The sequence below is a fragment of the Ensifer sp. LC163 genome (assembly GCF_001695855.1).
Taxonomy (GTDB): Bacteria; Pseudomonadota; Alphaproteobacteria; order Rhizobiales; family Rhizobiaceae; genus Ensifer.
The window spans coordinates 50,275-74,147 of the sequence record NZ_MBSS01000045.1; the positions used below are offsets into that span (position 1 = coordinate 50,275).

Sequence of the window (23,873 nt, forward strand, 5' to 3'; positions counted from 1 at the left end):
TCGTCAATGGGCTCTATAAACGCTGAATAGATGATTGTCAGCCTTGCCAAACTCCGAATTGTCGTCGCAATTTCATCGCCATGCGCCCTGCCCTGCTCGACCCGCTCTTTTCACCGCTCAATACTTTGCCCGGCATCGGCCCGAAGATCGGCGAGCTGTATGCCCGCCTTCTCGGCCGTGAAAGCATCGAAGACTGCCGCGTCATCGACTTGGCATTCCATGCGCCGCATTCGTTGATCGATCGACGGCAGCAGCCGGGAATCGCGAATGCACCGCAAGGTGTCGTGGTCACGATCACCGGTCGGGTCGATCGCCATCAGCCGCCGCCGCCGGGCAAGCAGAACCTGCCCTACCGTATCTTCCTGCATGACGACACCGGAGAACTGGCGCTCACCTTCTTTCGCGTCAAAGGCAATTGGCTGGAAAAATCGCTGCCGGTCGACGAGACCGTGATCGTCAGCGGGAAGGTCGACTGGTTCAACGGCCGGCCGTCGATGGTTCATCCTGACTATATGGTCAAGGCGAGCGAGGCGGACAACCTGCCGCTCGTCGAACCCGTCTACGGCCTAACGGCCGGCCTCTCCGCCCGCATATTGCGCAAATCAATCGAGGCGGCCGTCGCACGCGTGCCTGAGATGCCGGAGTGGATCGACAACACTCTGGCCGAGAAACAGGGATTTCGGAGTGCGGCCGACAGCTTCCGCGCGCTGCATGAACCTCGCGACGCGACTGATATCGACCCGCAGGCGCCGGCGCGCAGGCGGCTCGCCTATGACGAGTTCCTGGCCGGTCAACTGTCGCTTGCCCTCGTTCGCCAGCGCCTTCGCAAGGTTGCCGGCACCCCGGTGCATGCGACGGGCAAACTCTCCGGCCCCGTTATCGCCGCTCTCCCCTTCTCGCTCACAGCGAGCCAATCGACCGCGATTGCTGACATCCTCAAGGACATGTCCGGTAGCGACCGGATGCTGCGGCTGCTGCAGGGCGACGTCGGCTCCGGCAAGACCATGGTCGCGCTGATGGCGATGCTGGCGGCGGTCGAATCGGGCGGCCAGGCGGTGCTGATGGCCCCGACGGAAATCCTTGCCCGACAGCATTTCGCGACGTTGTCGAAAATGGCTGCTCCCGCCGGCATCACCATGGACGTTCTGACCGGGCGCACCAAGGGCAAGGAGCGCGATGCGATCCTGGAGCGCATTGCCTCTGGCGAGACACGGATCGTGGTCGGCACGCATGCGCTGTTCCAGGACACCGTCAATTACGACAGGCTGACGCTTGCGGTCGTCGACGAACAGCATCGCTTCGGTGTCCACCAGCGTCTGCGCCTGACCGCCAAGGGTATTTCCCCGCATATGCTCGTGATGACCGCCACGCCGATCCCGCGCACGCTGGTGCTCGCCGCCTTCGGCGACATGGACGTCTCCAAGCTGACGGAAAAGCCGGCCGGGCGAAAACCCATCCAGACGGTCACCATCCCGACCGAGCGGACCGACGAGATCGTCGACCGCCTGGCTGCAGCCATCAAGGAAGGCAAGAAAGCCTACTGGATCTGCCCGCTCGTCGAGGAATCCGAAGCGATCGACGTCATGTCCGCCGATGAAAGATACCAGGGGCTCTCCAAGCGCTTCGGCCGGGATGTCGGCCTTGTGCACGGCCGCATGAACGGGGCGGAAAAAGACGCCGTCATGCTCGCCTTCAAGAACGGTGAAATCCGCCTGCTCGTCGCCACGACGGTCGTCGAAGTCGGTGTCGACGTACCGGATGCCACCATCATGGTCATCGAGCATGCGGAGCGCTTCGGCCTGGCGCAATTGCACCAGTTGCGTGGCCGCGTCGGTCGTGGCGACGAGGCGTCGACCTGCATCCTGCTCTATAAGAGCCCGCTTGGCGAAACCGGCCGTGCAAGGCTTTCGATCCTGCGCGACAGCGAGGACGGCTTTCTGATTGCCGAGGAAGACCTGAAACTGCGCGGCGAAGGCGAGTTGCTGGGAACGCGCCAATCCGGCACGCCCGGCTTTCGTATCGCCAGCCTCGAAGCGCATGGTGACCTGCTCGAGATCGCCCGCAAGGACGCCGCCTATATGATCGAGCGGGATCCGGATCTCACCTCGCCGCGTGGCGAGGCGTTGAGAACCTTGCTTTATCTTCACCGCCGCGACGAAGCGATCCGCTTCCTGCGCGCCGGTTAGAGCATTTCCAGGAAAAGTGGGAGGCGGTTCTCCGTCAGGAAATGCGTAAAAACAAAAGCGTCAGGCGGTCTTCTGCTGCGCGATCTTGCGCGGCGGAGCGTTGGCAAGTGGCCTGTAGTCGGGAGCGACGAGGCCGCCGGAGATCAGCAGCTTGGCCGCATCCTCGGCGCTCATTTCAAGCGGGATGATCTTGTCGCGGGGCACGAACAACAGGAAGCCGGCCGTCGGGATCGGCGTCGGCGGCAAGAACACGGTCACCATGTCCATGCCACGCTCGTCGAATTTGGCGGCGACCTCGCCTTTCACATCCGTTGCGATGAACACAAGCGACCAGAGGCCAGGGCTCGGATACTCAATCAAGCCCGCCTTCTTGAACGACGAAGATTGCTCTTGAAGCACGGTCTGGAAGATCTGCTTCAGCGATTTGTAGATAGTGCGAACGAGCGGCGTCCGGCTGACAAGGGACTCGCCGAAGGCAACGATCGACCGCCCCACCAGATTGGCGGTGAGGAAACCGACCAATGTGATCACGATGAGCGCGACCAGAAGCCCGAATCCGGGAATAGCCACAGGCGAATAGGTGTCAGGATTATAGAAATTCGGCAGATAGGGTTTCACCCATCCGTCGGCCCATTCGATGAAGGTGCGGACCAACCAGACGGTAATGGCCAGCGGCGCGCAGATGATCAGCCCCGTCAGGAAATAGTTCCGCAGCCGGGTCGCAATGAAGCTGCTCTTCGAATTTTCCGTCATGCCTCTTCCGTTTAAACCTCACTCCGAACCGAAAGCCGGATGATAGGCAACCGTGCCTGCCGGCACCGCGCCGGAGAAGGCCAGCGCCATGAAGTATTGCGGCGCACAACCCGGGAATACAAGAGAAGATTCGTTACGGAATCTGAACTTTTGGTAATAGTCGGGATCACCCACGACCACGCAGCCCAAGGCGCCGTCGGCGGTAAGCATCGCAAGGCCCTCGCGGATGAGCCGGCTGCCCACGCCCTGCGCTTGTCGCCCCGGCAAGACCGCCACAGGCCCAAGCCCGAACCAGCCGGATACTGGCGGCGTGAGCGTCACCGGCGAGAAGGCGACATGGCCGACGATCCGGCCTTCATCTTCAGCAACGAGCGAGAGCGTCAGCGCGCCCTGATCCCGAAGGCGCTCGATGATGAAGGGCTCGCTCTGGTCGCTGTGCGGATGCCCTGCGAAAGCAGCGGCGGTTACGTCGTGGATCGCCCGCTCGTCGCCCTTTCTTTCCGGCCGGATGACGATCATTCGACCGTTACCGATTTTGCCAGATTGCGGGGCTGATCGACGTCGGTACCCATGAACACGGCCGTGTGGTAGGCAAGCAGCTGAATCGGCAGCGAGAAGATTATCGGCGCGATGATTTCGTCGACATTCGGCAGCACGATCGTCGCCATCGTCTCGAGCTTCGAGGCGGCTGCGCCCTTTTCGTCGGTGATCAGAATGATCCGTCCGCCGCGGGCTGCCACCTCCTGCATGTTCGACACGGTCTTCTCATAGAAGCGGTCATGCGGGGCGATGACGATGACCGGCATGTTTTCGTCGATCAGCGCGATCGGGCCATGTTTCAGCTCGCCGGCGGCATAACCCTCGGCGTGGATATAGGAGATTTCCTTGAGCTTCAGCGCGCCTTCCATCGCCAGCGGGAAGCTGGTGCCGCGGCCGAGGTAGAGCACGTCGCGGCACTTCGAAAGTTCGCGCGACAGCATCTCGATCTTCGGCTGGATCGCATTCAGCACCTGGCCCATGATCCGCGGCATTTCGGCAAGGTGGCGAACGAGCGTCTGCTCCTCATCGGCCGAGACCGTGCCGCGGGCCCGGCCGGCGCCGATCGACAGCGCGGCAAGTACCGCCAGTTGGCAGGTAAACGCCTTGGTCGAGGCAACACCGATCTCAGGGCCGGCGAGGATCGGGAACACGGCGTCGGATTCACGCGCGATGGTCGATTCACGGGTGTTGACGACAGCGCCGATCTTCAGGCCATGGTCCTTGCAATACCTGAGCGACGCGAGCGTATCGGCGGTCTCGCCCGACTGCGAGATGAACAGGGCTGCCGACTGCGACGACAGCGGGATTTCGCGGTAGCGGAACTCGGAGGCGACGTCGATTTCGACGGGCAGGCGGGCATAGCGCTCGAACCAGTATTTGCCGACGAGACCGGCAAGATAGGCGGTGCCGCAGGCAGAGATCGCCAGGCTCGGCACGTCGGCAAAATCGATCGAGCCCGTGAGGGCCTTCACCCGGTTTTCGGCAAAGTCGATGTAATGGCCGAGCGCATGGGAGATCACCTCCGGCTGCTCGTAGATTTCCTTTTCCATGAAGTGCCGGTGATTGCCCTTGTCGATCATGTAGGCGGCTGCCAATGAGATCTGTCGCGGGCGATCGACGGCATTGCCGGCGAGGTCAAAGATATGGGCGCCATCGGCTCCGATCACGGCCCAGTCGCCGTCGATCAGATAGGTGATCTCGTTGGTAAACGGCGACAGCGCGATCGCATCGGAGCCGAGGAACATCTCGCCCTTGCCGTGGCCGATCGCCAGCGGCGGACCGTTGCGGGCAGCCATGATCGTCGATGGGTCGTCCTGATAGAGCACGGCCAATGCATAGGCGCCGGTCACCCGCTTCAGCATCGCATGCATCGCCTCGCGCCGGCCGAGGCCGTCACGCCGGAACTTTGCCAGCAGATGCGCCACGACTTCCGTATCGGTCTGCGTCTCGAACTTCGCACCGTCGGCGATCAGTTCGTCCTTCAGCACGGAAAAGTTCTCGATGATGCCGTTGTGAACCACGGCAACCCCGTCGGTAAAATGCGGATGAGCATTACGCTCGGTCGGAGCGCCATGCGTCGCCCAGCGGGTGTGGGCGATGCCGATCGTTCCGGCCAGCGGCTCTTCGCGCAGGCGAGCCTCCAGATTGACCAGCTTGCCTTCGGCCCGGCGGCGCTCAAGCGCGCCGGCATTGATGGTCGCGACCCCGGCTGAATCGTAGCCGCGATATTCCAGGCGCTTCAACGCATCGACCAGTCGCTCCGAGACCGGCTGGTTTCCAACGATGCCAACAATTCCGCACATAGTCGTCTCCGAATTCGTCTCGCGCCGTTTTGACGCACCAATCGGCAGGGCGGAAGTCCCGCCCGGCGCGTTGCCTTGGTAACGCATTTGCCGGACGAGGCAATCCGCCCCGATTTCACTTTCGGTTTCAGTATTTAACGCGAACCTATTTGGCCGCCTTGGCCGCCTTTTTCGCAGCCTTTCGTGCCTCGTAGCGTTCACGCAGGACACGTGCCCTGCCCGGCTTGATCTCCTGGCGCGCGCGGCCGAAGGCAACGGCGTCGGCCGGCACGTCCTCGGTGATGACGCTGCCGGAGGCGACCAGTGCGCCGTCACCGATCGTCACCGGTGCGACCAGCGAGGAGTTCGAGCCGACGAAGGCATTCTCGCCAATGCGGGTCTCGTGCTTGTTCACGCCGTCATAGTTACAGGTGATCGTGCCGGCACCGATGTTCGAGCCGGCGCCGACGAAGGCATCGCCGATATAGGTCAGATGGTTGACCTTGGCGCCGGCGCCGATTTCCGCCTTCTTGACCTCGCAGAAATTCCCGACTTTCGACTTTTCGCCGAGATCAGCACCGGGCCGCAGGCGCGCATAGGGGCCGACGGTTGCGCCAGCACGCACCGTCGCTCCCTCGACATGCGAGAAGGCATGGATGATGGCGCCGCTCTCGACGCGGACGCCCGGGCCGAACACGACATTCGGTTCGATCAGCACGTCCTGCTGCAATTCCGTGTCCCAGGCGAGGAAAACGGTCTCCGGCGCGATCATCGAGACACCCGACAGCATCAGTTCGTGACGGCGGCGCTGCTGCCAGAGCCGCTCGATATAGGCGAGTTCCGCACGGGTATTGCAGCCGGTCAGCTCCTCCTCGGGCGCTTCGACGGCGATGGCGCGGCCGCCGATTGCCCGCACGATCTCGACCAGGTCGGTCAGGTAATACTCGCCCTTGACGTTGGCATTGCCGATGCGGTCGAGCAGGTCGAGCGCCTTGCGGCCATCGATCGCCATCAGCCCGCCATTGCAATAGGTGATGCGGCGTTCTTCCTCGGTCGCATCCTTGTGCTCGCGGATCGCGAGCAGCGCGCCGTCTTCGACGATCAGCCGGCCATAACCCGAGGGATCGGCAGCCTCGAAACCGATGACGACCACATCGTTGCCGGCGGCCAGGCCGTCGCGCGCCGCCTTGAGCGGCTCAGGCGTGATCAGCGGCGTATCGCCGAAGACAACTAGAATGTCGTCAAACCCCCTGGATATTGCTTCGCGCGCCGCCAGAACCGCATGTCCGGTGCCAAGACGCTCCTTCTGCAGGAACGACGCAATCGATACGCCGCCGATGCCGGCAGCACCTGAAACAACCTCGGCGTCGCGTCCGACAACGAGAGCGACGTCGGAAATCGACGCGCTCGAGAGCGCGGCCACCACATGGGCAATCATCGGCCGGCCGGCCACCGGATGCAGCACCTTCGACATCGACGATTTCATCCGCGTGCTTTCACCCGCAGCCAGTACAATCGCCAGGCAACTCCGTTCCATCCAATGAACTCCTTGGTCTTTTTCTTGAGGACCGATATCCGGCTGCCCGATTCGGCCCCTTCATATCAGCAACATATTGCGGGAAGCATAATTCGCACAATCACGTCGCGTTAACCGGCTTAAAACCCGATGATGGCATAAGGGGAAGCGGAGCCTGCCTCGGCAACCCATGCGCGTGCATCGCTCCCTCGGGGAGAGAAGCCGCAATGCATGCCAGCACCGATCTCGACGCAGCAGCAAAGCCGGACAATATCGCTCTGGCTGCCATATGTTCGCCGCTTGCAGGACTCGCTCTGGCACTCGCTCTGCTCTCGCTGCTGCTGACCGTCACGATCCCGCAGCCGATAGGGCCGATGTTCTGGGATCATTATCTCTATCTTGATGCCGCCAACCGGCTTGCTGACGGACAGATCCCGTCCGTCGATTTCTTCGCACCCGTCGGCGGGTTCGGGTACTACCTGTTCACAGCGCTGCAATCGGCGTTCCCGAACGGCCACCCCCTGCTGCTGGCGAGTTGGTGCCTTCTCATCGTCACTGGTCCGTTGATCGGCCTGGTAATGCTCGACATTCAGAAGCGCTCACGGGCACTAGCCTACGCCATCCTGCTGCCGTTCCTTCTCTTTTCCGTGCTTCCTTTCAACACCGGCGACTTTTATCCCTATCCGGGATCCGATGGCTTCGGCATCTACAACCGCCAGGTCTGCCAGTTGCTCTACGTGCTCGCCGCCGCACTCATCTATGTGCGCAGCCCGCGCATTCTTTCGACTGTCGTCGCAGGGGCGATGATCGCGCTTTTCTTCGTGAAGATTACTGGGGCAGTCGCAGGCGTGATCCTGTGTCTGACGGCATTCGCGGCCGGGCGGTTCGGCCTGCGCCCGGCAGTCGCGTCGGCTCTGATCTTCTTCAGCGTCCTTGCCGTTATCGAGCTCTCGCTTGGTGCGGTATCGGCCTATGTCGCCGATATCCTGGCGATGCTAGACGTCAATGACGGCAGTCTGCTGCCGCGCCTTTTTCAGGCAGCGTCGCTGAACGCGGGCCTTCTTCTGCCTGCGGGCCTTCTGTGCCTGACCCTCTTTTTTGCGAACCTGCCAGCTTTCGCCGCGTCGTTGCGGGCCGCCTGCCGCAGACCTTCGGTCGTCGGCATGGGCCAGGTTTTCGACCAGAAATTCTTCTGGCTCGCCGCTTTCGTGGTGGCCGGCATCCTGTTCGAAAGCCAGAACACCGGCAGCCAGGCCTTCATCTTCCTCTATCCATTGCTGCTCAAAATCGCCCTCGACTTCGCCGCCAACAGCACGTCCAAGCGGCTAACGATAGCGGTTTCGCTCCTAGCCGCCGCGGCGGCGCTGCCACCGATGACTGTCGTCGCCCAGAAGAGCGCACGCGCCTGGGTCGGCGCCGTCAACAATGTCCGGATCGAGAGCCACAACCTGAAAACGATGGGTGCGGTGAATGTCCGCCCGATCCTGGCAGTGCGGGCCGAACGCATGCGCGATGCCTATATCACGCAGCGCGGCGCCTTCGATACACTCGCGGACGCGGGCGAGTTGCCGTCATTCCTGCTCTACAGCGATTTCGACTTCCAGACCGCCTGGCTGACGAATGTCGACGGCGCTGTCGATGCCCTGCGCGCCTACGAGGCCGCCAATGGCGTCCGCTTTGAAACCATCTTCAATATCGATTTCGCCAATCCGTTTCCCTGGTTGATGGATCGCCACGCGCCGAAACGCGTCGCCATCGGCGCAGACCCGTTCCGGGCGATCCCGCCGCCGGACGCAGAGGTGCGCGCGGCAGTGGCTGCCGTCGACATCGCGCTCGTGCCGACTTGCCCACCGACAAATGTCAACAGGACACTGCTGGCGCTCTACCTGCCGAGCCTCGAGGCAGGCCACACGCGCATCACACTGACGCCGTGCTACGACGCGTTCGTCCGGAACGGCTTGCGTCCCGGCGAAACGGCCGCCGGTTCGTAGAGATCACGCCTGTGGTCGCAACCGGCTCTCGGTCAAAAGCCCGCTTTCCTCGAGGATCGGATAGGCGACCGACGCAATGTGGGCGTTGATGCGCTTCAAATCGCGCAACATGTCGAGATGCAGCGAACTGGTCTGCAGGCTTTCCAGTCGTCCGTCGCGTAGCCGCTCGATGTGCCGTTCGGCCGACCGCTTCTCCATGTGGCGCACACTGACCTTCACCTCGATCAATTGTCGGGCGAGATCGGCGTTGCGGGTGACAAAAATGGTCTGGGCAACCCGCAGATTGTCGATCGTCAGGTTGAAGAGGCTCTTCAGTTCCTGATAGCCGTCCTCGGAGAATTTCAGGCCATTGTTGACCTTCTTGCCGATCTGCTCGCACAGCCCCTTCTCGATGATATCGCCCATATGCTCGAGATTGATTGCGTAGTCGATGATCACGATCGAGCGGCGCCCATCCTCCGGGCTCAGGCCGTCGCGACCCAGGCGCGACAGGAAAATCTTCACTTCCTGCTGCAGCAGATCGACCTGCTTCTCGAACTTGCCGATATCGCGGATCTCCGACAGATCGTTGTTGTTGAAGGCGGTCTGGGCGCGGATCAGCATCATCTCGATCAGGTCGCCCACCCGCAGCACTTCCCGCGTCGCGCCCGAAAGAGCCATGACCGGCGTGTGCAGCACGTTCTCGTCGAGATAGCGCGGCCCGGTTTCGTCCGCCTCGCTATCGGGGATGAAGCGGATCATCAGCCGCGACAGCAGGCCCGCAAACGGCCAGGCGAGGATCGCCACGGCAAGATTGAACGCCAGATGGATATCGACCGGCAGGTTCTGCTTCGGCAACGGCAGACTTTGCAGGAACTCGACGCTGACACCGGTCAAAGGCAGCGCGATCAGACATCCGATGGCACGGACGACGAGATTGCCAAGCGTGACGCGTCGCGCCGGCGGCGCCGAAGACAGCGTCGCCATGACAGGCGGGATCGCCCCGCCGAGATTGGCGCCAAGCACCAGCGCAACCGTCAGCCCGACGGAGAGAACGCCGGCGGCGGAAAGGGAAAGCACCAGCATCACCACCGCGAGGCTGGAGGAAGAGGCGAAGGCAAGGCCCGCGGATATGATCAAAGCGACTGGCCAGGCGCTGTCGAGCATGCCGAGAAACGCTGCCAGCGCCGCCGATTCCCGCATCGGCTCGGTGGCCAGGCCAAGCAAATGCAGCGACAGCAGCATCAGACCGATCCCGACAAAGGCCGCGCCAAGGCCCTGGCGGGCGTTCGAGCGGCTGACGCGGTGCAGCAACACGCCGACCAGAATGATCATCGGCGACAACCATTCGATGCCAGTTGCGACGATCCAGGCGGTGACCGCCGTACCGACATTCGCACCGAGCAAGACGATCTGCGCCATGCGCGAGCGAATAAGCCCCTTCTCCACGAAAGAGGCAGTCATCAATGCCGTCGCAGTCGAGCTTTGCAGAGCGAGTGTCGCAACAAGGCCCGTCAGGAACGATCGCGTCGGCCCGCTCGTCCCCTGGGCCAGGCCGGCCCGCAGCTTCGCCCCGAAGGCGCGCGTTACCCCATCCTTGACCAGGGAAAGGCCGAACAGCAGCAGCGCCACCGCTCCGAACAGATTTACCATCACGATTGTCGATTGCATGGCATGTCTTTCCGCAGGGCCGCATGAATCGCCCCGCCCAATACACACAACCATAGTTCCGAAGTGTTTTCGACCTCAATCCGACGACGGCGATTTCGTCACTCTGACAGATAATTTTCCGTTGCCGGCTAACAAATCCGACATCGATTTTGCCAGCTACGCCCCTCCGTGGACGACCGTCGGCATCGCAAGCAGCCCAACCAAGCCTCAGGTCCGAAGCGCGCCCTGTTCGCGCGATCCGCCGTGATCTTCGGCTGGCGCGCAATTTGCGCCATTGCGCCCTTCATTTCCTGTTTCGTTTGTTTTAAGGAACGAACTCGTTTGGCCAACAGCCACCGCACTGTAACGAGGTTTCTGCCCCCATGCTCGAATTCCTGAGAAAAGCCGCCCAGACCTGGGTCGTCAAAGGCCTGCTCGTCATTCTCGTGCTGTCTTTCATGGTATGGGGCGCATCGACATCGATGATCGCGAACCAATCGGATGCTGTGGTCGTCGTCGGTGACGTCAAGGTCAAGGCTCCGGACTTCCGGCTCGCTTACGAGCGTCAGCTTGCGCTCGTTTCGCGCCAGCTCGGCACCCGCCTGACGCCGCAGCAGGCAAAGGCATTCGGCATCGAGCAGCAGGTCTATTCCCAGCTCGTCGCGGGTGCGGCCCTCGACCAGTTGGCCGGCGACATGAACCTCGGCCTTTCGGAAGATCGGCTGGCCAAGCTCATCGCCGAAGACCCGGCCTTCCACAGCGTCAACGGCCAGTTCGATCGCCTGACGTTCTCAAGCGTGCTGCGCAATGCAGGCCTTCGCGAACAGGACTACATCAACAACCGCAGCCAGGTCGCCGTACGCTCGCAGATCGTCGACGCCCTGTCCGACGGTTATGTCGCACCGAAGGTGCTCAGCGACGCGATCGCCTCCTATCGCCACGAAAAGCGCTCGATCGACTACGTCCTGCTGTCGAACGCCAATATCGATCCGGTGAAGGCGCCGGGCGACGACGTTCTCGCCCCGTGGTACGACGGTCGCAAGGCAAACTACCGCGCGCCGGAATACCGCAAGATCACCTATCTGAAGCTCGCGCCCGAGGATATCGCCGATGCGACGGCCGTGATCGATGCGGACGTTCGCGCTGACTACGACAAGCGCAAGGACAATTTCCGCACCGAAGGCGCGCGGACAATCGAACAGCTCGCCTTCCCTTCGCGTGATGCAGCGGACGCTGCGGCAGCCAAACTGGCAGCCGGCACGTCCTTCGACGACCTCGTCAAGGCTGAAGGCAAGACGCCTGCCGACGTTCTTCTGGGCGACTTCACCTCTGCCAGCGTTCCGGACGCAAAGATCGGCGAAGCCGCTTTTGCAATCGCCGCCAATGGCGGCACGTCGCCTGTCATCGATGGCGCCTTCGGACCGGTGATCCTGCGCGCGACGAACATCCGCCCGGAAACGGTTCGCAGCTTCGATGAGGTCAAGGAAGAACTCCGCAAGGACATTGCCCTTGCCAACGCGCAGAACGAGATCATCGGCCTTCACGACAAGATCGAGGACGAGCGCGCTGCCGGCGCCCCGCTCAAGGACGTCGCCGAGCAGCTCAAGCTGAAAGTCGCCACCGTCGACGGGATCGACGCGACCGGCAAGGATATGAATGGCGATGAAGTCGCGGGCCTGCCGGAGCCTGGTGCTCTGCTGCAGGAGGCCTTCAAGGCTGAAGTGGGCGGCGAAACCCTGCCGGTCAACATCGGACGTGACGGTTATGTCTGGTTCGACCTCGACGAAGTGGTTCCGGCTCGCGATCGCACACTCGATGAAGCACGCGACGAGGTCGCAGCAGACTGGACCGCAGAACAGCAGCGCACGGCGCTCGCCGCCAAAGCTACCGAGTTGAAGCAGCGGATCGAAAAGGGTGCGACGCTCGCCGATATCGCGGCGGAACTTGGGCTTGCCGTCGAAACGAAGACCGGATTGACCCGGTCGACATCGGATGCGGCACTGAGCCCGGCCGCCGTCGCAGCCGCCTTTAGCGGTCCGGACGGTCTCGTCGCCAATGCCGCCGGTATCGGCGGTGATGGTCAGATCCTCCTGCGTGTCACCGCGATCGAGAACAACGGCCCGACCGACGCCCTGGAGGACGATAGCCGGCAGATCCAGGCCGTGGCCCGTGCCAGCGGCGACGACATTCTCGACCAGATGGTATCGACGCTGCAGTCGGCCTACGGTGTTTCGATCAATCAGACGCTTGCCGAAACGGCTTTGGCACAGAGATAAGCGGCAAGGAAAGCAACCGATGAGTGATCTGAAACCGTTCGTCGCCAAAGTCGCCGCCGGCGAGGCCCTTAACCGCGAAGACGCACGAGCGGCTTTCGAGATCATCATGTCGGGTGCGGCCACGCCATCGCAGATCGGTGGCTTCCTGATGGCGTTGCGCGTCCGCGGCGAAACCGTCGACGAAATCGTCGGCGCCGTTGCCGCCATGCGCGCCCGCATGCTGCCGGTCGATGCTCCGGCCAATGCCGTCGATATCGTCGGCACCGGCGGCGACGGCGCCGGTACCTACAATATCTCGACCCTCGCCTCACTGATCGTTGCGGGTGCAGGTGTACCAGTCGCCAAGCACGGCAATCGGGCCCTCAGCTCGAAGTCCGGCACGGCCGACGCCCTGTCGTGCCTCGGCGTCAAGCTCGATATCGGCCCTGAGGCGATTTCGCGCTGCATCCGCGAAGCCGGCGTTGGCTTCATGTTTGCCCAGCAGCACCATTCCGCCATGCGCCATGTCGGGCCGACACGCGTCGAGCTCGGCACCCGCACGATCTTCAACCTGCTCGGCCCGCTGTCCAACCCTGCCGGCGTCAAGCGACAACTGGTGGGCGTTTACGCGCCGCAATGGGTGCAGCCACTGGCGGAAGTCCTGCGCGACCTCGGCTCGGAGAATGTCTGGGTCGTGCACGGCGAAGGTCTCGACGAGATCACCACCACCGGCACGACGCAGGTGGCGGCTCTCGAGAACGGCAAGATCAGGACCTTCACGCTGACGCCGGCGGACTTCGGCCTGCCGACAGTGTCTCTCGACGCCTTGAAGGGCGGCGATGGCGCCCACAATGCCGTTGCGCTGCAGGCTGTTCTCGACGGTGCGGAAAACGCCTACAGGGACATTTCGCTTGCCAACGCAGCTGCATCGCTGATGATTGCCGGCAAGGCCGTAGATCTTGGTGAAGGCATGACGCTCGCCCGCCAGTCGCTCTCGAGCGGTGGCGCCAAGGCGGCACTGCAGCGCCTGATCAGCGTCTCCAACGCTGCCTGAGACAACGCTGCTTTAGACAAGGAACCGCGCCATGACCGATATCCTGCGCAAGATCGAAGCCTACAAGCGCGACGAGATCGCTGCGGCCAGATCGCAGACGTCGATCGAGGATCTGAAGACCCGAATCGCCGATCAGTCCGCTCCGCGCGGGTTCCACGCGGCACTCGCCGCGCGCCAACAGCAGGGCCGCTTCGGCCTGATCGCGGAAATAAAGAAGGCGAGCCCGTCAAAAGGCCTGATCCGTCCTGATTTCGATCCACCGGCTCTGGCCAGGGCCTACGAGGCCGGCGGCGCTGCCTGTCTTTCGGTGCTGACGGATGGGCCGAGCTTCCAGGGTGCACCGGCATTCCTTGAAGCCGCCCGCGCAGCCTGCGCGCTTCCGGCATTGCGCAAGGACTTTATGTTCGACACCTACCAGGTGTTCGAGGCGCGTGCCTGGGGTGCTGACTGCATCCTGCTTATCATGGCTTCGCTCAGCGACGATGACGCCCGGCGCCTGGAGGAGACCGCCCTTTCCCTCGGTATGGATGTGCTCATCGAAGTGCACGATGCCGAAGAGATGGAACGTGCGCTCAAGCTTACCTCGCCGCTGGTCGGCATCAACAATCGCAATCTGAGAACATTCGACGTCGATCTCGCCGTATCCGAGCAACTGGCGTCGATGGTTCCGTCCGATCGGTTGCTCGTCGGCGAGAGCGGCATCTTTACCCACGACGATTGCAAGCGTCTGGAAAGGAGCGGCATCACGACCTTCCTGGTCGGCGAAAGCCTGATGCGCAAGAGCAATGTTGAGGCGGCAACGCGCGCGCTGCTGACCGGCTCCGAAAGCGTGTTGGCGGCCGAGTGATGGGCAAGACCGTACTCACGCATCTCGACAGCAGCGGCGAAGCGAACATGGTCGACGTCGGCGACAAGGCCGAAACCGTCCGTAGTGCCACGGCGGAGGGCCATGTCCGCATGCGCCCGGAGACGCTGGCGTTGATCCTGGAGGGCAACGCCAAGAAGGGCGACGTGATCGGCACTGCGCGGCTGGCCGGCATCATGGCCGCCAAGCAGACGTCGAATCTCATCCCGCTTTGCCATCCGCTGATGTTGACGAAAGTGTCGGTCGACATCACGCCTGATCCGGCTCTGCCCGGCCTGCGCGTCGAAGCGCTTGCCAAACTGACCGGCAAGACCGGCGTCGAGATGGAGGCGCTGACCGCCGTCAGCATCGCCTGCCTGACGATCTACGACATGGCGAAGGCTGCGGACCGGGAAATGGAAATCGGCGGCATCCAGCTCGTCAGTAAATCCGGCGGACGCTCCGGCGATTACCGACGCCAGGGAGACTGACCGCCGATGTCGCTGCTTTCCGTCGAAGAAGCGCTTAACAGGATCCTAGACAGCGCCAGGCCCCGGCAAGCAAGCGAACATGTCGATCTGCATGAGGGGCTCGGCCGTGTGCTCGCGCAAGATGTAACTGCGCGCGTCACCCATCCCGCCTTCGACAATTCGGCGATGGATGGCTATGCGGTTCGTCATGAGGATATCCATACCATCGGCGCCGAGCTTACGGTCATCGGCCAGTCCGCCGCCGGCCATGGCTTCGGCGGCGAGGTGAAGTCCGGAGAGGCTGTTCGCATCTTCACCGGAGCACCGCTTCCCGCCGGCGCCGACACGGTCATCATCCAGGAAGACACCGAACAGCTTGCCGATGGCAAGATCCGCACCTTGTTTGCGCCCGGCAAAGGGCGACATATCCGGCTGTCCGGCCAGGATTTTACATCCGGCGAGACGGTGCTGCTCGCGGGCGACGTTCTGGACGCCGGTCGCCTGACGCTCGCCGCCGGCATGAACCACGCGACCCTGCCAGTATTCAAAAAACCAACAGTCGCAATCCTTGCCACCGGCGACGAGTTGTTGACGCCCGGTAGCGTACCCGGCGCCGATCAGATCATTGCCTCCAACACATTCGGTGTTGCCGCCATTGCGCGTGAAAACGGCGCCGAGATCATCGACCTCGGCATCGTCCCGGACAACAGCCAGGCGATTTCAGCGGCCGTCGAGCGGGCAAAGGCAAAGGGAGCCGATGTGCTCGTGACGCTAGGTGGCGCCTCGGTCGGCGATCATGATCTCGTGCAGTCGACATTGGTTGCGAGTGGCATGACGCTCGACTTCTGGCGCATCGCCATGCGGCCCGGAAAACCTCTGATGGTCGGGCAACTCGGTGACATGGCGGTGCTCGGCCTACCCGGCAATCCTGTATCGAGCCTCGTTTGCGCTCTCTTGTTCCTTGAACCCTTGACCTGCAAACTGGCAAGACTGCCGAGGCGCGATCGCCTGACGACCGCCCGCCTCGCCGCGCCACTACCCGCCAACGACAAGCGCCAGGACTATGTGCGGGCGCGGCTTTCGAGCGATGTGGACGGCTCGCTTGTCGCCCATCCTTTCCCGCGCCAGGACTCGTCAATGATGAAAGTCTTTGCCCAGTCCGATTGCCTGATCGTTCGCGTGCCGAACGCCGAAGAGGCACCCTCAGGTACGTCCTGCCAAATCGTCCGGCTCAGGTAGTCTTCCTCGAAAGATCGTGGTGAACCAGGTTCGGCTTTCGGCTCGCCGGACATGCCAAGCTCAACGCCACGGCAGAAACAAAGGATATTCCGGCTGCGCTGTCATATGCCCGACATGGTAACCCTTTAATAACACGGTCATTCAATCATCGCTCAAGGCGAATGACTACGGATGTACTAGCAGGCGCCGTGATGATTTGAGGGAAAGGTCGGGTATTGCCCGACCTTTTGCTTTTCTGGGGCTATCTGCTTTCCGGAACGACCATCGCTTCTGCCATGGCACCGGCAACCAACGGCCGGATCGGCGACGCCCCGTTGGCGTCGCGTCCTCATCCCCGCATCAAGAGACGGTGTTTTCGCAACGGCTCACGAGTATCTTGTCGATACGGCGGGAATCCATATCGACCACTTCGAAGCGATAGCCATGCACAATGGCGATATCGCCTTCTTCCGGCGTCTTGCGCAGTTGCTGAACCAGGAAACCAGCGATCGTTTCGAAGTTTCCGTCTGCATCGATGCCGTCGATGCCGATGGTCAGATGGATCTCATCGATCGGCGTGCGTCCGTCGACGAGGTAGGTTCCATCCTCACGCTGGCGGATCAGTGCGTGCTCGATGTCGTCATAGTTCGACGGCAGCACGCCGACGATCGCCTCCAGAATATCGGCAATGGTGATAATGCCTTCGGTGCTGCCGTATTCGTCGACGATCATCGCCATGTTGATGCTCGACGATTTGAAAGCATCGAGTGCCTTCAGGCAGGACGCGGTTTCCGGCAAGGTGTGGATCTCACGCACATATTTGCGAACGTCGAGAGGGACGGATGTCGGCGCATTGAGGATTTCCTTGGCCAGAACCGCGCCAAGGACATCGCCGCTCGGCCCGTCGACGACTGGATAACGGGAATGGCCGTATTGGCGGATCTTCTCCCCGATGGTCTCCAGGCTGTCGTTGATATCGATGAAGCTCATTTCGGTGCGGTGCGTCATGATCGACTTCACGTTACGGTCACCGAGACGGATGATGCGACGAAGCATCTCGTGCTCCGACTTTTCGATCGCGCCGCTCTCGACACCCTCCGCCATGATCGCGTGGACTTCCTCTTCGGTGACATGGTCCGGATCATCCGGACGTATGCCGAGCAGCCGCATCATCAGGGCGGCCGAGGTTTCGAAGAGATAGACGACCGGCGCCACGATGCGCGACAACAACGTCATCGGCCGCGCCACGAACATCGCGAAGCCCTCCGAGTTCTTCAACGCCAGTTGCTTGGGGATCAACTCACCGATGACGACGGAGAGGAAGGTGATGAGCGTCACCACGATCGCCACGGCCACCGGATGACCGTAGGGGCTGATCCAGGCGATGCTATCGAAAATCGGGGCGAACTTGGCCGCGATCGTCGCGCCACCATAGGCACCGGCAAGCGTGCCGACCAGTGTGATGCCCACCTGGACGGTGGAGAGAAACTTGCCGGGGTCTTCCGCCAGCTTCAGTGCCGCTTCGGCACGGAGATTTCCCTGTCTTGCCATCTGGCGAAGCAATGGCTTGCTTGCCGAGACGATTGCCATTTCCGAGAGAGCAAAAAATGCGTTGATCAAAAGCAGGACGAAAATGACAAAAAATTCGGACATGGTCTCCAAGTCACCGTTGACGAAAAGTCGCCCAATCGAGAGCGACCGTTCACCAAATAGGGCCAGCGGGCGATCCGAGCAAGCGCAAGTCTCGAAATCCGTGAAGCCAAATGCGCTTCACCCGTATTTCGCGAGGTAGGAGCAGGCGATATTGCGGAAGAATCCGGCGAAGGCGGTTCAGCTTTCTTCCGACCGCAGGGCGCCACGCACGCGCTCACGCCCGATCTTGATGACATTTTCCATCGCGGCCCGTGCGCCCGCCTCGTCACGCCGGCCGATTTCCTCGACGATCCGGATGTGATTGCGGGCGACTTCGTCGACGCCGCCTTTTTCAGCGACCGGCGAACTCAGCTTGAAAATGCCGACCAGCGCCGCCTCGATCAGGCCGCCGACCGTGCGCATGAACGGATTGCCCGAGGCTTCGGCAATCGACAGATGGAATTTCAGATCGGCATAGGCGAGGCTCTCGGCCGTGTGCCCAGCTTCACCCATGGCGACGGCCAGGCGCATCATGCGGCTGATCTCTGCGTCAGACGCATTCCTTGCGGCAAGGGCAGCCGCATGCGGTTCGAAGGCCAGGCGGACTTCGCTCAAGTGATAGAGGAATTCCTCGTCCACACCGCATTCGAAATGCCAGGTCAGGATATCGTTGTCGAAGAGGTTCCAGTCGTTCCTGGGCGTGACGCGCGTGCCGATGCGCGCACGTGGAACGACCAGACCCTTGGCGGCAAGCGTCTTCATCGCTTCGCGAAGAACCGTGCGCGATACCTTGAAGCGCGCCGCAAGCTCCGGATCGCCGGGCAGGATCGACCCGATCGGGAACTCGCCTGAAACGATCGCCTTGCCAAGCTGGTCGACCACATGCGCATGACTGGTGCGCTTCCGCGTCCCGGAAAGGACAGTCTCCAGCAAACTCCTGTTCAACCCACCTCCTCCAGGCACTCCCTTGCCTGACAGCGCCAAATGCAGCGCCCCTACTGCCATTCCCCGTCCACCCATCCCCACGAACACGACGAGCGGGGCCGAGAACAGCCTATCCGATTCCTCAAGCATTACACGAAATGCACCAAAGCTGCACTATGGCCGAATCCGGTCGGCCACAACCATTCATTGCGCCGTTCTCAGCAAGCCAACCAACGCCGGGATCCCGGTGTCGACAAGCCGCTGCGTCGTGACTCGACCCGCCGACAAGAACGACAAACCCCGCCATCGCGGCGGGGTTTGTACATTTGCTGCGTTCTTCCGCCGTGCTTACTTCGGCAGCTGGTCGTCGACGCCTTCGACGTAGAAGTTCATGCCGAGCAGCGTGCCGTCATCCGACGACGCGCCTGCGGCCAGCCACTCGCTGCCATCCTGCTTCTTCAGCGGACCGGTGAACGGCTTCAGCTCGCCCGACTTGATCTTGGCTTCCGCGTCCTCGGCCAGCTTCTTCACGTCGTCAGGCATGTTGGTGTAGGGCGCCATGGTCAGGATGCCGTCCTTCAGGCCATCCCAGCTCGACGTGGTTTCCCACTTGCCGTCGAGGAAGGCCTGAGTGCGCTTGATGTAGTAGGCGCCCCAGGTGTCTACGATCGCGGTCAGCTGGGTCTGCGGACCGGCGGCGATCATGTCGGATGCCTGGCCGAAGGCCTTGATGCCGCGCTCTGCGGCAACCTGCATCGGCGCCGTCGTGTCGGTGTGCTGGGTCAGGATATCGACGCCCTGGTCGACCAGCGCCTTGGCAGCGTCGGCTTCCTTGCCCGGGTCGAACCAGGTGTTTGCCCATACGACCTTGATCTTGAAGTCCGGGTTGACCGAGCGCGCTCCGATGACGAAGGCATTGATGCCCATTACCACTTCCGGGATAGGGAAGGAAGCGATGTAGCCGGCAACGCCCTTCTCGGACATCTTGGCAGCGATAACGCCCTGGATGTAGCGGCCTTCATAGAAACGGCTGTTGTAGGTCGCCACATTCGGCGCGCTCTTGTAGCCGGTTGCGTGCTCGAACTTCACGTCCGGGAATTTCTGGGCGATCTTGATCGTCGCGTCCATGAAGCCGAAGGAGGTCGTGTAGATCAGGCCGCAGCCGGAACGGGCCATACGCTCGATTGCGCGCTCGGCGTCCGGACCTTCCGGCACGTTTTCGAGGAACTGCGTTTCGATCTTGTCGCCGAGCGTCTTCTCCAGTTCCAGGCGGCCAATGTCATGCGCCTGGGTCCAACCGCCGTCGGTCTTGGAACCGACGTAGACGAAGCAGACCTTGGCCTTGTCCTGAGCGGCGGCGGCCGAAGCAAAGCCGATGACGGCCGCGGTACTTGCGAGAGCGAGCAATAGTTTTTTCATTTTCTTGACCTCTGTCGGTTTGAGAAACGTCCGTCTGGATTGTTATTGTCACCGATCTGGCACAAACGGCTTACCGAGCGATGCCGGCGTATTGATCAGGGTCGTGCGCCGGTTATGTGAAATGAGGATGAGGACGACGATCGTCGCGAGATAGGGAAGCGACGACAAGAATTGCGACGGAATGCCGATACCGAAAGCCTGCGCGTGAAGCTGGCTGATGGAAACGGCGCCGAATAGATAGCCGCCGGCCACGAGACGCCACGGACGCCAGGACGAAAACACCACCAGCGCAAGCGCGATCCAGCCGCGCCCGGCCGACATGTTTTCCACCCATTGCGGGGTGTAGACCAGCGATAGTTGCGCGCCCGCAAGGCCTGCGCACGCACCGCCGAACATCACGGCAAGATAACGCGTCGTGATGACGTTTACACCAAGAGCATGGGCGGACGCATGGCTGTCGCCGACGGCGCGCAGCTTCAAGCCCGTACGGCTCCTGAACAGGAACCAATGGACGCCTGCGACCAGCGCGATCGACAGATAGAAGATGATGTCCTGACGAAACAGCAAGGGGCCGATGAACGGGATCTCGGCCAGCACCGGGATGACGATCGGCTGCAGCTTGATACCCTGCATGCCGAGAAAGCTCTCTCCGAGCATGCCGGAAACGCCGAGGCCGAGCAGCGTCAGCGCCAGGCCGGTCGCCACCTGATTGGCAACCAGCGTCAGTGTCAGGAATGCAAAGAGGAGGGAAAATACCGCGCCGCAGACGACGCCTGCCAGAATCCCGAGATAGGGCGATCCGGTGATCTGGGTCGCTGCAAAGGCGCAGACGGCGCCCATGACCATCGTGCCTTCGACGCCGAGGTTGAGTACGCCCGAGCGTTCCGTCACCAATTCGCCCAGCGCGGCAATGACGAGCGGTGTCGCTGCGGTAATGACGCTCAGCAAGATGGCTTCAACGATCCCCATCAGCGGCTCCCGTCCAAATCTGACGCAGTAAAGCGGTACCAAACCAGCCGGATGCGATAATGAATGAGCGTGTCGCAGGAGAGCACGAAGAACAGCAACAGGCCCTGGAAGACGCGGGTGACTTTGTCCGACACCCCGAGCGACAGCTGTGCTGCTTCGCCGCCGAGATAGGTCAGCGCCAGCACGAGACCGGCCGCAATGATGCCGAGCGGATTGAGCCGGCCGAGAAACGCAACGATGATCGCGGTAAAGCCGTAGCCGGGCGAGATTACCGGGCGCAGCTGCTGGATCGCACCGCTCACCTCGGAAATGCCGGCAAGCCCCGCAAGCGCGCCTGACAGCAGCATCGAAAACCAGATCATGCGCCGGGACGAGAAACCGGCGAAGCGCCCTGCCCGCTCGGATTGCCCGAGAACCGAGATCTCGAAGCCCTTCAGCGTGTAGCGCATCATGAACCAGACCAGGATCGCCGCAATGATGGCGAAGGCGAAGCCCCAGTGGGTGCGCCCGGACGCGATCAGTTCCGGCAGGATCGCGTCGGCCGCAAAGCTGCGCGTCTCCGGGAAATTCATGCCCTGCGGGTTGCGCCAGGGGCCGCGCACGATCCAGTCGAGAAAGAGCTGGGCGACATAGACCAGCATCAGGCTCGTCAGGATCTCGTTGGTGTTCATATGCGCCTTGAGGAAGGCAGGAATGGCGGCGAACAGCGCGCCGCCGAGCATGCCCATCAGCAGCATCAGCGGCAGCACCAGCGGCGACTGCCACTCGTAAAACACCACCGGCAGAATCGAGCCGGCAATGGCGCCCATGATGAATTGCCCCTCGGCGCCGATGTTCCAGTTGTTCGATCGGAAACAGACGGAAAGGCCGACGGCGATCAGGATCAGCGGTGCGGCCTTGATCGCCAGTTCGTGCAGCGACCAGACCTCGCTCAACGGCTCGATGAAGAAGCTGTAGAGCGCCGTGACCGGGTTCTTGCCCAGAAGCGCAAACATGATGCCGCCGAAGATGATCGTCAGCAGGAAGGCGATGAACGGAGATAGGATCGAGAACAGCGCCGATATCTTGGCGCGCTTTTCCAGTTCAATGTGCATGCACAGCCCCCGTGCCTTCCGTCTTGCCGTACATGCCGCCCATCAGAAGGCCGATCTTCTCGCGCGAAAGCTCGCGCGCCGGATAGGGATCGGAGAGCCGCCCTTCGCTGATCACCGCGATCTCCGTCGCCACCTCGAAAATCTCGTCAAGGTCCTGGCTGATCACCAGCACGGCGGACCCGGCCTTGGCGAGATCGACAAGCGCCTGCCGGATCCGGCTTGCGGCACCCGCATCCACCCCCCAGGTCGGCTGATTGACGATCAGGACGGCCGGTTGGCGGTCGAGCTCGCGACCGACGATGAACTTCTGCAGATTGCCGCCCGAGAGCGATCCGGCCGGCGGGTCTTCCCCGCTTTTGCGCACGTCCATCGCTTCTGAGATGCGCTTGGTTGCTGTGGTCACCGCATCTCGGCGGATGATGTTGAGGAAGCCGCCGCCGAGGAAGGCTTTTGCATCGGAGCGGCTTCGCGCAAGCACGAGGTTGTCGGAGAGCGGCATGGCCGAAACCGCCGCATGGCCGTGGCGCTCTTCGGGAACGAAGCCTGCGCCCATCAGCCGCCGCGCGTTGATGTTCCTGTTACCAACAGGCTTTTGCCTGATCTGCACCGCAGCGTCGTCCGCAACCGGATACTCGCCGGAAAGCGCATCGAAAAGCTCGCCCTGGCCGTTGCCGGCCACACCGGCGATCGCCAGCACTTCGCCGGCGCGCACCTTGAGACAGATGTTTTTCAGCGAAACGGCAAACGGCGTGCGCGCGGAAACGGAAAGGTGGCGGGCTTCCAGTTGCACGTCGCCCTTGGTGCTGGTGCCCTCGGCGGTAACGACCGCGACGTCGCTTCCCACCATCATGCGTGCCAGAGACGCCGGTGTTTCGGCCTTCGGATCGCAGGCGCCCGTGACCTTACCGTGGCGCAACACGGTCGCGCGGTCGCAGATGCGCTGCACTTCTTCAAGCCGATGGCTGATATAGAGGACCGAGCGACCTTCCGCCTTGAGCTTGTTCAGCGTTTCGAACAGTCGATCGGCCTCCTGCGGCGTCAGGACCGACGTCGGCTCGTCGAGAATGATCAGACGCGGGTTCTGTAACAAGGCGCGGACGATCTCGATGCGCTGGCGCTCGCCGACGGAAAGGTCAGCCACGTGCGCCTTGGGATCGAGCGGCAGGCCATAGGCGTGCGACAGGCGCGAGGCTTCTTCCGCGACCTTGGCGAGCGAGATGTTGCCGTCCATCGACAGCGCGATGTTTTCCGCGACGGTCAACGCCTCGAACAGCGAAAAATGCTGAAAAACCATGCCGATGCCGAGCTTGCGAGCGGCGGCCGGGCTGGCGACGCGCACGCTGCGCCCCTGCCAAACGATCTCGCCGGCCGTCGGCGCCAGAACGCCGAACAGCATCTTCACCAGCGTTGATTTTCCGGCGCCGTTTTCGCCGAGAAGGGCGTGGATTTCGCCCTGGTTGATCTGCAGGTTGATCTCATTGCAGGCTGCAAACGAGCCAAACAATTTCGTCAGGTTGCTCACAGTCAACAACGGACCGTTCGCAGTTGCTCCCTCAACAGGCACGCTGCCCTCTTTTCCCCTCTGTCGATCCCAGTCC

18 protein-coding genes are annotated in these 23,873 nt (G+C 62.2%); 7 read left to right on the top strand and 11 right to left on the bottom strand.

The features are described 5' to 3' along the window. Nucleotides 1–80: 80 nt before the first annotated feature. The gene (gene recG, locus BC360_RS25005) at nt 81–2,186 is read left to right on the top strand and encodes an ATP-dependent DNA helicase RecG (protein ID WP_065797259.1); all 2,106 of its coding nucleotides are present in this window, start codon (nt 81–83) and stop codon (nt 2,184–2,186) included. A gap of 60 nt (nt 2,187–2,246) precedes the next feature. Here recG and BC360_RS25010 read toward each other — a convergent pair whose 3' ends face one another. From BC360_RS25010 to glmU, 4 genes are all read right to left on the bottom strand, one after another. Beyond that, a complete protein-coding gene (locus BC360_RS25010) occupies nt 2,247–2,939 on the bottom strand; it encodes a DUF502 domain-containing protein (protein WP_065797260.1) in 693 nt (230 codons plus the stop codon). Nucleotides 2,940–2,957: 18 nt separating this feature from the next. Further along, nucleotides 2,958–3,455 carry a GNAT family N-acetyltransferase gene (locus tag BC360_RS25015; RefSeq protein ID WP_065781545.1) on the bottom strand — a complete coding sequence of 166 codons (498 nt, stop codon included), beginning with the start codon at nt 3,453–3,455 and terminating at the stop codon, nt 2,958–2,960. After that, nucleotides 3,455–5,281: a glutamine--fructose-6-phosphate transaminase (isomerizing) gene (gene glmS / locus BC360_RS25020; RefSeq protein WP_065797261.1), complete on the bottom strand. Its 1,827-nt coding sequence runs from the start codon at nt 5,279–5,281 to the stop codon at nt 3,455–3,457. The genes BC360_RS25015 and glmS overlap by 1 nt, the downstream gene beginning before the upstream one ends. Nucleotides 5,282–5,426: 145 nt before the next feature. Next, entirely contained in the window at nt 5,427–6,797 is a 1,371-nt protein-coding gene (gene glmU / locus BC360_RS25025; RefSeq protein ID WP_065797262.1) for a bifunctional UDP-N-acetylglucosamine diphosphorylase/glucosamine-1-phosphate N-acetyltransferase GlmU, read from the bottom strand. Between the two features lie 206 nt (nt 6,798–7,003). Between glmU and BC360_RS25030 the strand changes: the two genes are divergently transcribed. Further along, nucleotides 7,004–8,767: a hypothetical protein gene (locus BC360_RS25030; RefSeq protein ID WP_065797263.1), complete on the top strand. Its 1,764-nt coding sequence runs from the start codon at nt 7,004–7,006 to the stop codon at nt 8,765–8,767. 3 nt (nt 8,768–8,770) lie between these two features. Here BC360_RS25030 and BC360_RS25035 read toward each other — a convergent pair whose 3' ends face one another. After that, on the bottom strand, nt 8,771–10,417 hold the full coding sequence (locus BC360_RS25035; protein WP_065781478.1) for a Na/Pi cotransporter family protein: 1,647 nt from the start codon (nt 10,415–10,417) through the stop codon (nt 8,771–8,773). A gap of 362 nt (nt 10,418–10,779) precedes the next feature. On the opposite strand from BC360_RS25035, the gene BC360_RS25040 reads away from it, so the two are divergent. Genes BC360_RS25040 through glp form a run of 5 tightly spaced genes read left to right on the top strand, consistent with a single transcriptional unit; the run spans nt 10,780 to nt 16,258 of the window. Continuing rightward, the gene (locus BC360_RS25040) at nt 10,780–12,672 is read left to right on the top strand and encodes a peptidylprolyl isomerase (protein WP_065797264.1); all 1,893 of its coding nucleotides are present in this window, start codon (nt 10,780–10,782) and stop codon (nt 12,670–12,672) included. Nucleotides 12,673–12,691: 19 nt separating this feature from the next. Further along, entirely contained in the window at nt 12,692–13,705 is a 1,014-nt protein-coding gene (gene trpD, locus BC360_RS25045; protein ID WP_065781480.1) for an anthranilate phosphoribosyltransferase, read from the top strand. Between the two features lie 31 nt (nt 13,706–13,736). Beyond that, entirely contained in the window at nt 13,737–14,552 is an 816-nt protein-coding gene (gene trpC / locus BC360_RS25050) for an indole-3-glycerol phosphate synthase TrpC (RefSeq protein WP_065797265.1), read from the top strand. Then, nucleotides 14,552–15,040: a cyclic pyranopterin monophosphate synthase MoaC gene (gene moaC, locus BC360_RS25055; RefSeq protein WP_065781482.1), complete on the top strand. Its 489-nt coding sequence runs from the start codon at nt 14,552–14,554 to the stop codon at nt 15,038–15,040. Before trpC ends, moaC begins: the two co-directional genes overlap by 1 nt. 6 nt (nt 15,041–15,046) lie before the next feature. Continuing rightward, nucleotides 15,047–16,258, top strand: a complete 1,212-nt coding sequence (gene glp, locus BC360_RS25060) for a gephyrin-like molybdotransferase Glp (protein ID WP_065797266.1) — start codon at nt 15,047–15,049, stop codon at nt 16,256–16,258. A 339-nt stretch (nt 16,259–16,597) separates the two neighbouring features. Here the strand turns inward: glp and BC360_RS25065 are convergent, their stop codons facing one another. From BC360_RS25065 to BC360_RS25090, 6 genes are all read right to left on the bottom strand, one after another. Beyond that, nucleotides 16,598–17,890 carry a hemolysin family protein gene (locus tag BC360_RS25065; protein ID WP_065797267.1) on the bottom strand — a complete coding sequence of 431 codons (1,293 nt, stop codon included), beginning with the start codon at nt 17,888–17,890 and terminating at the stop codon, nt 16,598–16,600. A 177-nt stretch (nt 17,891–18,067) separates the two neighbouring features. Then, on the bottom strand, nt 18,068–18,814 hold the full coding sequence (locus BC360_RS25070; RefSeq protein ID WP_065797268.1) for a FadR/GntR family transcriptional regulator: 747 nt from the start codon (nt 18,812–18,814) through the stop codon (nt 18,068–18,070). Nucleotides 18,815–19,141: 327 nt separating this feature from the next. Further along, nucleotides 19,142–20,212 carry a BMP family ABC transporter substrate-binding protein gene (locus tag BC360_RS25075; protein WP_065797269.1) on the bottom strand — a complete coding sequence of 357 codons (1,071 nt, stop codon included), beginning with the start codon at nt 20,210–20,212 and terminating at the stop codon, nt 19,142–19,144. 48 nt (nt 20,213–20,260) lie between these two features. Then, a complete protein-coding gene (locus tag BC360_RS25080; protein WP_065797270.1) occupies nt 20,261–21,181 on the bottom strand; it encodes an ABC transporter permease in 921 nt (306 codons plus the stop codon). Continuing rightward, nucleotides 21,181–22,275, bottom strand: a complete 1,095-nt coding sequence (locus BC360_RS25085) for an ABC transporter permease (protein WP_065797271.1) — start codon at nt 22,273–22,275, stop codon at nt 21,181–21,183. The genes BC360_RS25080 and BC360_RS25085 overlap by 1 nt, the downstream gene beginning before the upstream one ends. Next, the gene (locus tag BC360_RS25090; protein WP_065797272.1) at nt 22,265–23,839 is read right to left on the bottom strand and encodes an ABC transporter ATP-binding protein; all 1,575 of its coding nucleotides are present in this window, start codon (nt 23,837–23,839) and stop codon (nt 22,265–22,267) included. Before BC360_RS25090 ends, BC360_RS25085 begins: the two co-directional genes overlap by 11 nt. Between the last annotated feature and the right edge of the window lie 34 nt (nt 23,840–23,873).